The following is a 13139-nucleotide window of genomic DNA, read 5'->3' on the forward strand; positions in this document are numbered from 1 at the left end:
GATGTTCGCGCAGCAGGCCAGCAACTTCCTGAAATCCGGTCTCGCGGGCCGCGCGCCAGGTGAGCGCGCGCTCTTGCACATTGCTTGCTCCCCGGTTGACTCACCCCTGCTTGCGCGTGCCTGTAACTGCTCGCGAGGCTCTGCAAAGAGCCTTGTCCGTTCGCTTTCGCACGTATTACTTTACGTATTACTTTTATTGCGCGCTGCCGCTTTGCTTCATGATGCAAAGTGGCCGGACCAAAAAAAAATGGGCGAAACGCCCATCTTCTTTTCTTGCCAAGGTGGTCGCACCAAGGGTGCAAATAAAAGCTGCACGCCCAGCGACGACGAGATTGTAGCCTTTTTTTGATTTCAGCGCAAACCAGAGCGCGCTAACTGCCTGTATGGAAAGGCTTGATTCGCGTTTGGCACAGGCTGCGCAACATCGTTTGCATGTGCCTGCAAGGTAATGCAAGCGCGTGTTCGAGACCCTTCGGGCAACGTGCGACGGCGCTCGCTGCTTGTGCCGCAGCGAGCGCCGTGCTGTCGGATTCAGTGACCGCGCGTACGGTTACGCGGAGCGCCGCGCTGGCCGCCACGGGTGCTGCCCGGTGCGCGGTTGCCGCTGGCGTTGCCGCTTGTGTTGCCGTTGCCGCCAGGACCGCTGCGGCGATTGCCACCTGCGTTGCCACCCGCGTTGCCACCCGCGCGTTTACCCGCCGCGGGTGCGCGATTGCCGTCGACGTCCCGCCCACCGCGATTGCCGTTGCGGCCGCCACCAAAACCGGCGCTGAAACCGCCGGCCGCGCCACTGCTGCTGCCGAAGCCGCCAGCGACGCCGCGACGTCCCTGACGCGGCTGGTTCATCGCGCCGTGCGAGCTCAGGACAGGCTCGCGGTTAATGAAGCCCATCGAGGTTTGCATCGGGTCTGGTTGACGGCGCTCCTGCGCATTGCCGCCACGGCCGCCTTTCTCCTCGGTCGACGCCTTCAACCCGACGGCCGCCATCAGCGCGCGCACCTGGTTGTCCTCCAGCTCCTCCCAGCGACCGCGCTTGAGCCCGCGCGGCAGATCGATCGGACCGTGACGCGTGCGGATCAGGCGGCTCACCATCAGGCCGACCGCTTCGAACATGCGGCGCACTTCGCGGTTGCGGCCTTCGGCCAGCGCGACGTGATACCAGTGGTTCGTGCCCTCGCCGCCGCCATCGCGGATGCGCAGGAAGTTCGCCGGGCCGTCGTCGAGTTCGATGCCCTTCAGCAGCTTCTGGCGGTTCCCCTCCGAAAGCTCGCCGACCACACGGACGGCGTACTCGCGCTCGACGCTGTATCGCGGATGCATGAACCGGTTTGCGAGGTCGCCCGAGGTGGTCAGCATCAGCAGACCTTCCGTGTTGAAATCGAGGCGCCCGACCGCGAGCCATTTCGCCGTCTTCATCGTCGGCAGCCGGTCGAACACCGACGGGCGGCCCTCCGGATCGGCGTGACTCACGATCTCGCCGGTCGGCTTGTGATAAAGCAGCACGCGCGGCGGCTTGTTCGCGAGCTTGCGCTTGATCGGCTTGCCGTTGATGCGGACCTGGTCGGTCGGCAGGATGCGCTGGCCGATGTGCGCCGGTTCGCCGTTCACCGAAACACGCCCGGCGATGATCAGTTCTTCCATGTCGCGGCGCGAACCCATGCCCGCATCGGCGAGCACCTTGTGCAGCTTGGGCGCGTCGTCATCCGCGCTCAGGACGCGCCGCGCCTGCTGCGGACGGCCGCGGCGCAGCATCGGCGCACGTACGCCGGATCCGGCGGTGTTGTCGGCATCGAAAGCCGGCGACGTCACGTAGAGGAACAGGTCGTCCTGCGCGCTCTCGCCCGCGGCGGAAGGCGCTTCGGCGCGCCCCTGGCCAGGCTGCGGCCCCTTCTGGCGTTTGCGCGCGGGCTTGCCCGCCGCTGCGGCGGCCTGGTCGGCGCCCTCGGCCTGACTGCGGCGGCCCGGCTTCGCCGTGCGTTCCTTGCGCGGGGCGCGCGCCTGCGCGCCCGATGCGCCTTCCGCCGGCATTTCAGCCGCAGCCGGTGCGCCCTCGGCGGATGCCGCTTCGGCGGACTTGGCCTTGGCGCCCGCCCGGCGGCGTGCGATCAGGCTGCGCGGACCCCGGCGCAGACCACGGCGCGGACGGTCTTCGCCCTCGCCCGAGCCACCGGACGTCTGCACCTCGGCGACATCGCCCCCGCCTTCGCGAGCATGCGGTTCGTCGCCATGCGCGGACGCCGCGCGGCGCGAGGATTCGGACGCGTCGGTCGAATCGGTGTCGTGGATATCAGTCAAAACAACCTCAAAATGTCAGGTTGCGCGCCCCGTTGCGGGGCGCGTCAATCACGCTTGTTGCATCAGATGCCGCGCTGCGCGGCTGTGTCATCCGCCGTCGAGGCGGGATCGTCCTGCGCCGCGTCGCGGCGGCTTTCATGTTCGCGTTGATCTTCGCGCGAGTCTTCGCTTGCGGGCTCGACGCTCAGCGGATCAAGCGCTTCGGGCGCGGCGCCTTCGCTGCCCGCCGCGATCCGCTGCACCGCTTCGTTGTCCGCAAACTCGATCGCGTGCTGTGCGAGCAGCTGCTCGCCGATCTGCGACGACGGGTCGTCGAGCGGCGGCAACTCCTCGAGCGATTTCAGCCCGAGGTCGTCGAGAAATTGCCGGGTCGTCGCGTAGAGCGCCGGGCGGCCCGGCACGTCGCGATGACCGATGACCTCGATCCAGTTCCGGTCTTCGAGCTGCTTTACGACCTGCGTGTTCACCGTTACGCCGCGAATTTCCTCGATATCGCCGCGCGTAACCGGCTGCCGGTACGCGATGATCGCAAGCGTTTCGAGTACCGCGCGCGAATAACGCGGCGGTTTTTCGGGGTGCAGGCGGTCCAGATACGTCCGCATTGCCGGTTTGCTCTGAAACCGCCAGCCGGACGCGAGCCCCACCAGCTCGACGCCGCGGCCCGACCAGTCTTGCTTCAGGTCTTCGAGCAGGTGACGAACCGTGTCGGCCGAAATGTCATCCGCGAACAATTTGCGCAGATCGCCGATTTTCAGCGGCTCCTGCGTGCAGATCAATGCAGTCTCGAGGACGATTTTCGCCTCTTGGGTATTCATGCAGCCAGGTCAGACCTTAAGTCGGGTTCAAGGAACCGGATCAGACAGAGACGATATGGAACTGGAGACGCGCTCGCCCGATTCTGATCGGTCATATTGATGGGAGCACGCACCGGGGGGCCGCAATACAGGCACTAGAGCCAGACCCAGCCGGACGGAGCAGCGATAATCCCGTGGGGAATCGCTAGACTGAGCGCCATATTACGCAAAAACACCGGGTGCGTAAAGACGCCCGCGCGCTGCCCCAGTGTCGCGGCGCCGTGCCGATACCGGGCGCAAATTGCACATACCTCTCGGCACACACCGGGCACACACCGGGCACACACCGGGCACACACCGGGCACACACCCGGCACGCGCCCGGCACGCGCCCAGCCCGGACTCAGCACGCCCCGCGCGCCGCCAGATAGCCCGCAAGACGCTCGACGCCCGCATCGAGGCGCGCAGGATCGCAAGCGTAGCACCAGCGCACGAAACCCTCGCCCTCGGGGCCGAATGCGCTGCCGGGCGCAAGCCCGAGGCCCGCGTCGCGCACGAGCGCCTTGCACAGCGCGAGGCTCTGCTGCGCACCGGGAAGCTTGAAAAACAGGTACATCGCGCCGCGCGGCACCTTCACGTCGACGCCCGGCAGCTGGGCGAGCGCCGCCGCCAGATGGTCGCGCGACACGCGCAGATCGGCGACGAGCGAGCGCGTGAACGGCTCGCCATGCTCGACTGCCGCGATGCCGGCCTGCTGCACGAACGACGGCGCACACGACGTGTTGTACTCGACCAGTTTGCCGAGATCGCCCATCAGCGTGGGCGGCGTGACCATCCAGCCGAGCCGCCAGCCCGTCATGAGCCATGCCTTCGAAAAGGAATTGACACAAATTAGGCGCTCGTCGCGCGACGCGAGGTCGAGAAACGAAGGCGCCGCGCGCTCCCCGGCCTCACCGTAGTACAGGCGCTCGTAGACTTCATCGGCGACGATCCAGATCCCGTGGCGGCGACAGTGATCGAGCACCGTGCGCTGCTCGTCGCGCGTCATCACCCAGCCGGTCGGGTTGTTCGGGGAATTGATCAGCAGCAGCTTCGTGTCCGGCGTGAGCGCCGCCAGCAATCGGTCGAGGTCGAGCGTCCAGCCGCGCTCGCCGTACGAAAGCGATACCGTTTCGACCGTCGCACCGAGAATCTTCGGAATCTCGACCAGATTCGGCCATAGCGGAGTCAGCGCGACCGTCCGGTCGCCCGCGCCGACGACAAGCTGCGCGGCAAGCATCAGCGCGTTCACGCCTGCGCTCGTCACTGCGATGTTCTCCGGCGATGTCGCACCGTGCAGCTCGCTCACGTACCGGGCAAGCACTTCGCGCAGCGACGCGATGCCGAGATTGTGCGTGTAGAACGTGTCGCCGCGCCCAAGCGCCTCTGCCGCGGCCTCGCGAATAAACGGCGGCGTCACGCGGTCGGATTCGCCGAACCAGAACGGCAGCACGTCCGGCACGCCGAAGCCCGCGTTCGCAACCTCCCGGATCTGCGACGAGCGCAGTGTCTGCACGGCATCGCGCGCCTCAGGCAAACCGGCTTTCGACGAAAAGGACATAGCGGACATAGAGGACGAAAAGGACGAAGTCAGGGCGGAATCGCTCATTGAAGGACATCCGGGGAGTTCGGCAGTTGCGCAGGCAACCAGTGTAGCGCGCACGCGACACATGTGAAGATTTACGTTTTACTTAAAAACCCTTGCACCGATGCGTTCGGTTAGCGAAATTTCATGCGGTGTTGGCCGGCGCGTTCGACCCCGATTTCGGTTTCGCGCACGCAATATCAAGCCGACTATTGTGCAATGCAAATCACATCGCACGCCTGAGCTAAGCCGCCCGGTCGGGCGAAAGCAACGAGCAGCAACGAGCAGCAACAAGCAGCCGCGAGCACACGCGGCTGCCGCCGGTCGGCTTCACCCCACGACAACCCGACAAAACCCAACGAAGACCCAACGAAGGATTGTTCGCGGCAGTGCAGCAATCCGGCGCGCACGCACGCGTTGCGTGCCCGATTGCACACGATTGGTGATTCTCCTGATATTCGGGACTCGCGATTTCTAGTCAGATACGGCGCTGGCAAGCACCCGCGCGGACTTGCTGCCACGCGGCTTAGAGGCGAAAGGCGTACGAATTGGCACGCTTTTCGCGTCGGGTCACGCACAGGATCGGCCGACGCCCGGAACGTACAAGTCCGGACCGTCAGCCGAACAAGCCTGAAACTCCGCCAACCAGGCCGGAAACACATGAAGAGTGCGCAGCGCGGGGCAGCGCACCGGAGATAGCTTCGCTGAGGTGAAACATGATGCTTTTCGACGATTTGAGAGACAACGAATGGGCGCTGGTCGAGTCGCTGTTCTGCGCGGAGCCCGCACGGAGCGAACGGCGCGGGCGGCCCCGCGTCGAAGCACGGGCAGTGGTCAATGCTGTGCTGTGGGTCCTGTCGACCGGTGAAGGCTGGTCGAAGCTGCCGGGCCGCTATCCATCGCCGCCCACCTGCCGCCGCCGGTTCGACGAGTGGCAAGCCGACGGCACGCTCGCCGAAATCGTCAAACGCCTCGGTACGAGCGGCCGCGAAATTTCGTTGCGCGGCCGCATCGGGGCGACGGCGACCAAGCCGCCCGCACCGCCGAGCCGCGACCGCCTGCGCGGTGCGTTCTGGACCAATCCGGAGTCGTGGCGCGCGCCCGTCAAGATGGCCTGAGTTCCTGGCTACATGCATTGCATGTATCACGGGCCGGGCGCCGCGCGCGCCCGGTGATGCGTCCCTCTCCGCAGCCCTCTACCCGAGGTGCGCTCGCGCCCTCGCCTGTCAGTTTCTCGCGCCATTTTTCCGGGCTGACAGGCGAAACATCTCATTACCAATATTCACAGCACCCATTGGCGGCCAACGTTAGGGTGTGAGCATGTCTATCAACGTCGACAACCCAGGTTGACGGGAGGCCGCCATGAAACCCATGACGCTGCTCGCCCGGGGCATCATGGTTTCGCTGCCCACCCTCGCACTGCTTGCCTCGCTCGCGCCGTCCGGCGCGCTCGCGCAGCCGCCGCGCGCAGGCGCTGCAGGCTGGCCCATGCCCCGCGTCGCGAATCAACAACCGAACGAAGCGCATTTGCCGCACGGCGTGAATGCGGCCGTGCCGCGTGGCAACCTGCGCGGCGATATCGTCGATAACGCGCGTCAGCGCGCCGCCACGCAGTCGCGGCCGGAACCGCCGGCGCAACGGCGCCGCTGAACCGCCTCCTCATCGCCCCGCCGCGCCCCGCCTCGCCTCGCTCGACACCCAGGCTTTCCGGCATGGTTCGCCTGCCACACGCCTTTCCGATCGCTCGAACGTTGCAGTAACGCAAACCCGGCGCTTTAGCCGCACAGATTACGGGAACCACTGCGTACGGCCGACGGTCTATCGTTAGCCATTAAGCACAGCGTGGCAGCAGTAATTCCGGTAAGCCCGTATCGTCCGATACGGGCTTTTTTTTTGGTTCATCGCAGACAGACGCGGGATCCGCGCAGCGTGACAACACGCGTGACAGCGGCGTGGCCGTGGAGCGGTAGTGGAAGCGGCCTACTGGCGGGTTTCGAGACCGACCTGCGGCACGCAGGCAAGCGCGTAGCTGGCAACACGGTGGTCGGCCCACTGAAGCGAGCGCTCGTCGCGTGCGAGCCGCGCAAATTCGGCGCGGCCGCGGTCCGTCAAAACGGCGATGTCGACCGGTGCGTGGAAACCGGGCGCTGGTGCGACCGTGCGCTGTCTCACCGTGTCCATCAGGCCAAGATCGCGCAGGTATTGAAAGACTTCGGGACGCCGCGCCCATGGGACCTGCCGGTACTGCACCCGCCGCAACGCTTCGAGCACTGCTTCGTTGGAATACGTGGTCATCTCACTTCTTTCTTAAAATACGGCCTTCGAACGGTTGTGCCCGACAACGCCAGCCAGCGGAGCGCGCAGCCCGCCGTGACCGGCCGTCGATATGCGTCCGCCGCGAGGCGGGCACTGCAAGCGCTCCGGGCCCCGGCAAGCGTGGCGAGCCACCCGGCTCACCACTGGCACCGCACCACGATTACGCCGCGATTACGGTGCATAAGCGCGTGGGACCATTCCCCGAAAACACTACGTTACCTCATTCGCATTGATTCTATTTGTTTTCTTTGTGTCATTTATTGCGCTGATCGTGCTGAAACGCCGCCCGCGCACGGCGTCGCGGCGCCATGACTTGCGCCGCATGCCCCTGCTCGCGTCGGGGTGACCGGCCGGCAATTCGGCACGATCCGGACCAGCCAGCGATGCATCGCACTCCCTAAGACCATACGAAAGCACGGCTTATGCTGTTCGGCCTGAAGACGGTCATCGTCGTCCTTCCGCGACCGCGAATACGTACGCGTAACGGCCTGCTCCGGTTCCGGAAGCGCCGAAACACATCCCGTGCCCGCCGTCTCGGGCATACGTCATGCGCAGCCTCGCTTGCGCCCGCGCCATCCCAGTCTTTGCAACATCCAGACGGCGCTCCGCGACTTGATCGGCATGGGCCAATTTCACGTCTGCGGAATGATCGGAGGGTTCGGGAGGCCTGCCGCGTCGACGCAAGCGTAACCAGATGTAACGCCGCACAGCCAGCGTCACGCGTTTTCATCTGGAGCGTATATTGTTCTTTGGTATGACGTGTCCATTCGGCCTGGACAGGCAACGGCTGGGTCCATAAACCGCTTCTACGGAGGTAGAGATGAAAAAAGTGCCCCTCGCAGTCCTGATTTCGCTTTGCGCCTTGACGAGCGCCGCCTATGCGCAAACAGAAAGTGGCATCACCATGAGCACCGACCAGCAGAAAGCAGCAGATGTCTTGCAGCGCGCGCAGGATCTGCAGTCGCGGCAGTCAGGCGCTCAATCGGCACAAATGCCGATGCAGATGCCGATGCACCAGCACCACAACATGCACCACCGCCACGGAAAGTCCGGGGGACACCACGCGCCGCAGTAAGCGACGCCCCGCGCCGCGGTCGTCTTGAGCGGCCACAATCATCAAAATGACCCAAAGGCCGATGCCGCAATTACAGGCATCGGCCTTTTTTTGTGTCATCGGCGCGCGCCATCGCTGCCCGGACGGACGCCGCCGCGCAGTATGCTAAAGTCGCGCACCTCGAACCGACCCACACACTGTGCGCCACGCGCGCGGAGAACAGCATGAGCAACATCCAGCTCGATATCGAATGGACCGAAGCGGCGTCCCGCAAGATCGAAAAATTGATGCCGCGCGGCAATCAGGACGCGTTCCTCGCCCTGCCCCCGGTCGAATGCCTGCCCATGGAGGGCGACGTGCTGTTTCTCGGCCCCCAGGGCAAGCAGCAGCCGTTCATCGTCGCCGAGCGTCAATATCACCACGAAGGGGACGCCGACTGGACCATCATCCTGATCCTCGACGTGCCCAATACTGCGCACTAAGCTGCACACTGAGCCGCGCACTGAACCCCGCGCGGCGTCAGTCGACGACACGCCGCCGCGCCGCCTTCACCTCGCCGTGGCGCGACTTGCTGTCGAGGCGGCGCAGCTTCGAGGCGCGGCTGGGCCGCGTCGGCACGCGCGCCTTGCGCGTCGCGCTCACGCTGTCGATCAATTCGTCGAGGCGCGCGAGCGCAGCCGCGCGGTTCTGCTCCTGAGTGCGGTATTCCTGCGACTTGATGACGACCACGCCTTCGCGCGTGATGCGCCGGTCGGACAGCGCGAGCAAGCGCATTTTCAGCACCTCCGGCAGCGACGAGTTCCGGATGTCGAAGCGCAGATGAATCGCGCTCGACACCTTGTTCACGTTCTGCCCGCCCGCGCCTTGCGCACGAACGGCGACCAGTTCGACTTCATCTGCGGCAACGGGATGGTGGGCGGTCATGACGGGCAGCGTTTCCAGGCGGGATGCAACGGCACATGCGCGAGTGTCGCACACGCAACGCATCGCGGATATCGCGCGAGGCACGCCCGATGCGGGTCATGAAAGGGTCCGCAGCAACGCCGATTGCCGATCGTTGCGCCGTCGACCATACTTTCCCCAACCACACAGGAGCACGCGTCCCATGAAGCTGCGCCCGGCCTTTGTCGCCGAACTGGCGGTCAACCTGCTCCTGCCCTGGGTCGCCTATCGTCTCGCTTACCCGCATTACGGCGAGGTCGGCGGACTGATTGCCTCGGCGGTGCCGCCGGTCGTCTGGAGCATCGTCGAACTTGCGCGTTTCCGGCGTATCGATGCGCTTTCCGCGATCGTGCTGTTCGGCATCGTGCTCTCGCTCGGCGCGATGGCTCTCGGCGGCGGCCCGCGCGTGCTGCTGATGCGCGAAAGCCTCGCCTCGGGCGCCATCGGCGTCACCTTTCTCGCCTCGCTCTTCGCGCGACGGCCGCTCGTGTTCTACCTTGCGCGCGCAACCGTCGCCCGCGAAACGCCCGAAGGCGCCGCGCGCTTCGAACTGCTCTGGGCCGAGCAACGCGATTTTGCTTCGGCGATGCGCATGCTGACCATCGTGTGGGGCCTCGGCATGACCGGCGACGCCGCGCTGCGCACCTGGCTCGCCGCGACCTGGCCCATCGAGCGCTTCCTCCTCGTCTCGCCGATCTTCGGCTACGGCATATTCGGCGGCCTGCTCGCCTGGACCTTCTGGTACCGCACGCGCATGCGGCGCATCGGCGGCACCCGTGGACTGCTCCGCGATCCGGCCGCATAAGGCGCGGCGCATTCCGCACCCACCCACACACACACCAGGCTCATCTGGGAGCCGCAAAAATCAGTTAGACTCACCGGCAGCCTGCGGCGTCCTGCCGCTCCCGAACGTCACCGGCAGTCGATGCGCTACTCGGTAGAAATCCGCAAATTCCTCTATAGCCAGTACTTCTACGGCGGCCTGCGCATCGCGATCGGCATCTCGCTTCCAGCCGTTCTGTGCCTGCTCGTCTTCCACAAGAGCGACCTCGCCTTCACCATCTCGACCGGCGCGCTCGGCGCATGCGTGGTCGATATGCCCGGCCCGCTCAAGTACAAGCGCAACGAAATGCTCGCGTGCAGCGTGATCGGTTTTCTGTCCGCTTACGCCACCGGCCTCGCGACCGTCAATCCGGTCGCGCTCTGGGCCACCGTCGTGCCGCTCACCTTCGTGCTCTCGCTGATCGTCGTCTACGGCAACCGCTGGCCGCAGATCAGCTTCGCGACGCTCTTCATGATGGTGATGACGCTCGACGAGCACTTCGGGCCGCATCAGGCGCTCGTCAACGCGCTGTGGATTCTCGTGGGCGGTCTGTGGTACACGGGCTGGTCCACGCTCGTGAGCCGGTTGATGCTCGATCGCATCGAGCAGCAGGCGCTCGCCGAAAGCGTGTTCGCCTGCGCCGACTATCTGCTCGCGCGCGCGCAGTTCTACGATCTCGACAACGATCTCGACGAGTGCTATCGCAACCTCGTCGCGAAGCAGATTGCCGCCGTCGAACGCCAGGACGCCGCGCGCGACATCGTGCTGCGCAATCTGCCGAAGCTCAGGCGCGGCAAGCTCGATGCGCGGCGCGCGATGCACTTCAATCTGTTCATCAACACGGTCGATCTGCACGAGCTGTTCGTGGGCGCGCACACCGACTATCCGCTCGTGCGCAACACCTTCGGCGGCTCCGATCTGCTGGTGTTTTACCGCGACCTGATCCGCAAGGCAGCCGCCGATCTCGAGGATATCGGCCTCGGCGTGCTGCAAAACCACGCGCCGCGCGCGAGCGTCAACGTGAAAGCCGAGCTGCGCGCGATCGAATACGAACTCGAACTGCTCAAGAAAAACAATCTGCCCGCGACGGACCCCGAAGCCTATGCGGCGATTTCGGCGTCGTTCCGGCGCATCTGGAGCGCGACGCGCCTGACCGAACGCATGCGCCGCAACCTCACGAGCGAAGCCCCGGTCACGCAAACCGAACTGCGCATCGACGAGGCATTGCAGCGCTTCGTAACGAGCCGCCGCGTGCCGCTCATGCAGATCTTCTCGAACCTCACGATGGACTCGCCGAGCTTTCGCCACGCGCTGCGCGTGACGATTACCGTGGCCGTGGGCTTCTGGCTCGGACGGCTCTTGCCGCTCACGAACGCGTACTGGATCGTGATGACGAGCATCATCATTCTGAAGCCCGGCTACTCGCTCACGCGCCAGCGCAACGCACAGCGTATTGTCGGCACGCTGATCGGCTGCGCCGCGAGCGTCGTGCTGATCCTGCTCGTGAAGCAGCCGCTCGTGCTGATCGTTTCGATGTTCGCCGCGATGATCATGAGCTACAGCCTGCTGCTGTTCAATTACACGGCCAGCGTGGTGTTCACCTCGGCCTATGTGCTGCTGATGTTCCATCTGCTCGCGCCCGGTAATTTGCGCATCATCGGCGAGCGTGCGATCGACACGGTGGTCGGCTGCATGATCGCCATCGCCGCGAGCCATCTGTTCCCGTACTGGGAATACCGGTTCATGGGCAAGCTCGTGAACGACATGATCGCCGCAACACGGCAGTATCTCGACGCAAGCTGGTGGCGGGGAGCGGCGCGCGGCGGATCGGTTCGGCTCGCAGCAGCCGACGCGGCGAGCGCCCGGCAACGCGCAACCGCGAGCGTGCCGCCGGGCCAGCCCGTCGCGGCGGTGGGCGCAAAAGTGAGCGCGCAGGCGGGTGCGTCGTCGCAGGCGCTCGACCGCGACATGCGCTACCGCCTTGCGCGCAAGAACGTGCACATCGCGTTCGCAAATCTCGGGCAGGCATTCCAGCGCATGATGCTCGAACCGAAGCTCGCGCAGAAATTCGTCGCGGAACTAAACGATCTGCTGATCCGCAGCCACGTGCTTGCCTCGCAGATCACGGCAAGCGCACCGCTTCTCGCCAGCGCCACGAAGCCCGGCCAGGCCGTGCCGCTCGACGCGCTCGATTCCGCGCTTTCGTGCGTGCGCGAGAACCTCGTCGCCGCCGAAGCCGGTACACCCGCCGCCGCCGATCAGATGGACATGACAAAGCGCCTCACGCGCGATCTCGACGCGATGGTGGTCGGCGCGGAGCGCACACTCGGGCCGTCCGCGGAACTGTCACAGGAATTGAAGTTGCTCGCGCATCAATGCAAGCAGATGATTTCGGCGTCCTGGATCATCCGCAAGGACGCGAGCGTGATCCGGCTTCCCGATGCATGACGCGCACGAGGCGCGTGACGTGCATGACATGCTTGAAGCGCATGACGCGCCGCCCGCTACTTCGCGGGCGTGCTCGCTGGTGCGTCGCTCACAGCTTCACTGGACGTTTGCGGCGGGAAGGCTTCGTCGTGTTCGCGCTTGCCGCGAATGGCATTGAAGAGCACGGTCCCGATCACGAGCAGCACCACCACCACGATGAACACGACTACGCCAAACGCGGATGACGGCTTGCGCGGATCGTTCATGGCTCGCAGAAAAGAAATGGGGGAAGCGGGCATTCTACGCCGCGCAGCCTTGCAGACGGCTTGCGGCGCGGGCGCTGCACCGCCGTTCTATTCCGTTTGCACGTTGCGTACCGGCAGCGCCGTCGAATATTTGAGCATTTCCATCGCGAAGCTCGAACTGACGTCGGAAAGCGGCACGGCGCGAATCAACTGCTTGTAGACGCGGTCGTAATCGTCGATATCCGCCACCACGATACGCAGCAGATAGTCCGTCTCGCCGCTCATGCGGTACGCCTCGACGATCTGTGGAATGTCCTGCACCGCACGCGTGAAGGCCTGCGCCCACGCCTCGGTGTGCTGGTTCGTGCGCACCGTGACGAACACCGTCGTCCCCACACCGAGCTTTTTCGGATCGCACAACGCCACCTGCGCGCGGATCACGCCGGTCTCCTTCAGGCGTTGAACGCGCTTCCAGCAGGGCGTCTGCGAGAGATTCACCCGTTGTGCCAGTTCGGCGACCGGCATCGTGGCGTCCTGCTGCAACAGCTCGATGAGCTTTATGTCGATGACATCCATTCCCGCTCTTTCCCGTGTGTAGATATTTATTCTATTCAGAGTCA

General features: G+C 65.0%; 12 protein-coding genes and 2 pseudogenes. 7 read left to right on the plus strand and 7 right to left on the minus strand.

Annotated elements, in window-relative coordinates:
* The first annotated feature begins 1 nt into the window (after position 1).
* Positions 2-349, plus strand: coding sequence for a hypothetical protein (locus EPN59_RS06665; protein ID WP_293036267.1), 348 nt, complete (start codon positions 2-4; stop codon positions 347-349).
* Positions 350-531: 182 nt separating this feature from the next.
* On the opposite strand, the gene rluB is transcribed toward EPN59_RS06665, so the two are convergent.
* The 3 genes and pseudogenes from rluB to EPN59_RS06680 form a co-directional block, all read right to left on the minus strand.
* Positions 532-2295, minus strand: coding sequence for a 23S rRNA pseudouridine(2605) synthase RluB (gene rluB / locus EPN59_RS06670; protein WP_293036270.1), 1764 nt, complete (start codon positions 2293-2295; stop codon positions 532-534).
* A 167-nt stretch (positions 2296-2462) separates the two neighbouring features.
* Positions 2463-3110: pseudogene (scpB, locus tag EPN59_RS06675) on the minus strand (SMC-Scp complex subunit ScpB); the annotation flags it as partial.
* A gap of 381 nt (positions 3111-3491) precedes the next feature.
* The gene (locus EPN59_RS06680; protein WP_293036319.1) at positions 3492-4688 is read right to left on the minus strand and encodes a pyridoxal phosphate-dependent aminotransferase; all 1197 of its coding nucleotides are present in this window, start codon (positions 4686-4688) and stop codon (positions 3492-3494) included.
* Positions 4689-5428: 740 nt separating this feature from the next.
* Here EPN59_RS06680 and EPN59_RS06685 point away from each other — a divergent pair.
* On the plus strand, positions 5429-5830 hold the full coding sequence (locus EPN59_RS06685) for a transposase (RefSeq protein WP_293036273.1): 402 nt from the start codon (positions 5429-5431) through the stop codon (positions 5828-5830).
* Between the two features lie 244 nt (positions 5831-6074).
* Positions 6075-6362, plus strand: coding sequence for a hypothetical protein (locus tag EPN59_RS06690; RefSeq protein ID WP_293036276.1), 288 nt, complete (start codon positions 6075-6077; stop codon positions 6360-6362).
* A gap of 411 nt (positions 6363-6773) precedes the next feature.
* Here EPN59_RS06690 and EPN59_RS06695 read toward each other — a convergent pair.
* Positions 6774-7007 (minus strand): annotated as a pseudogene (locus EPN59_RS06695) (hypothetical protein); the annotation flags it as partial.
* Between the two features lie 841 nt (positions 7008-7848).
* Between EPN59_RS06695 and EPN59_RS06700 the strand changes: the two are divergent.
* Positions 7849-8103 carry a hypothetical protein gene (locus EPN59_RS06700; RefSeq protein ID WP_293036278.1) on the plus strand — a complete coding sequence of 85 codons (255 nt, stop codon included), beginning with the start codon at positions 7849-7851 and terminating at the stop codon, positions 8101-8103.
* 203 nt (positions 8104-8306) lie between these two features.
* Positions 8307-8564 (plus strand): DNA-binding protein, encoded by a 258-nt coding sequence (locus tag EPN59_RS06705; RefSeq protein ID WP_293036281.1) that lies wholly within the window; start codon positions 8307-8309, stop codon positions 8562-8564.
* Positions 8565-8601: 37 nt separating this feature from the next.
* Here the strand turns inward: EPN59_RS06705 and arfB are convergent, their stop codons facing one another.
* Positions 8602-9006 carry an alternative ribosome rescue aminoacyl-tRNA hydrolase ArfB gene (gene arfB / locus EPN59_RS06710; RefSeq protein WP_293036284.1) on the minus strand — a complete coding sequence of 135 codons (405 nt, stop codon included), beginning with the start codon at positions 9004-9006 and terminating at the stop codon, positions 8602-8604.
* A gap of 181 nt (positions 9007-9187) precedes the next feature.
* Between arfB and EPN59_RS06715 the strand changes: the two genes are divergently transcribed.
* Entirely contained in the window at positions 9188-9829 is a 642-nt protein-coding gene (locus EPN59_RS06715) for a VC0807 family protein (RefSeq protein ID WP_293036287.1), read from the plus strand.
* Positions 9830-9949: 120 nt separating this feature from the next.
* On the plus strand, positions 9950-12295 hold the full coding sequence (locus EPN59_RS06720) for an FUSC family membrane protein (protein ID WP_293036290.1): 2346 nt from the start codon (positions 9950-9952) through the stop codon (positions 12293-12295).
* A gap of 56 nt (positions 12296-12351) precedes the next feature.
* On the opposite strand, the gene EPN59_RS06725 is transcribed toward EPN59_RS06720, so the two are convergent.
* Positions 12352-12540, minus strand: a complete 189-nt coding sequence (locus EPN59_RS06725) for a hypothetical protein (protein WP_293036292.1) — start codon at positions 12538-12540, stop codon at positions 12352-12354.
* Between the two features lie 87 nt (positions 12541-12627).
* Positions 12628-13095 carry an Lrp/AsnC family transcriptional regulator gene (locus tag EPN59_RS06730; protein WP_293036294.1) on the minus strand — a complete coding sequence of 156 codons (468 nt, stop codon included), beginning with the start codon at positions 13093-13095 and terminating at the stop codon, positions 12628-12630.
* Between the last annotated feature and the right edge of the window lie 44 nt (positions 13096-13139).

This window comes from Paraburkholderia sp., from assembly GCF_004298475.1.
Taxonomy (GTDB): Bacteria; Pseudomonadota; Gammaproteobacteria; order Burkholderiales; family Burkholderiaceae; genus Paraburkholderia; species Paraburkholderia denitrificans.

Coding starts and splice junctions, on each gene's coding strand:
- EPN59_RS06665 (WP_293036267.1), top strand. CDS start 2: ATGTTCGCGCAGCAGGCCAGCAACTTCCTGAAATCCGGTCTCGCGGGC.
- EPN59_RS06680 (WP_293036319.1), bottom strand. CDS start 4,688: ATGTCCTTTTCGTCGAAAGCCGGTTTGCCTGAGGCGCGCGATGCCGTG.
- EPN59_RS06685 (WP_293036273.1), top strand. CDS start 5,429: ATGATGCTTTTCGACGATTTGAGAGACAACGAATGGGCGCTGGTCGAG.
- EPN59_RS06690 (WP_293036276.1), top strand. CDS start 6,075: ATGAAACCCATGACGCTGCTCGCCCGGGGCATCATGGTTTCGCTGCCC.
- EPN59_RS06700 (WP_293036278.1), top strand. CDS start 7,849: ATGAAAAAAGTGCCCCTCGCAGTCCTGATTTCGCTTTGCGCCTTGACG.
- EPN59_RS06705 (WP_293036281.1), top strand. CDS start 8,307: ATGAGCAACATCCAGCTCGATATCGAATGGACCGAAGCGGCGTCCCGC.
- arfB (WP_293036284.1), bottom strand. CDS start 9,006: ATGACCGCCCACCATCCCGTTGCCGCAGATGAAGTCGAACTGGTCGCC.
- EPN59_RS06715 (WP_293036287.1), top strand. CDS start 9,188: ATGAAGCTGCGCCCGGCCTTTGTCGCCGAACTGGCGGTCAACCTGCTC.
- EPN59_RS06720 (WP_293036290.1), top strand. CDS start 9,950: ATGCGCTACTCGGTAGAAATCCGCAAATTCCTCTATAGCCAGTACTTC.
- EPN59_RS06725 (WP_293036292.1), bottom strand. CDS start 12,540: ATGAACGATCCGCGCAAGCCGTCATCCGCGTTTGGCGTAGTCGTGTTC.
- EPN59_RS06730 (WP_293036294.1), bottom strand. CDS start 13,095: ATGGATGTCATCGACATAAAGCTCATCGAGCTGTTGCAGCAGGACGCC.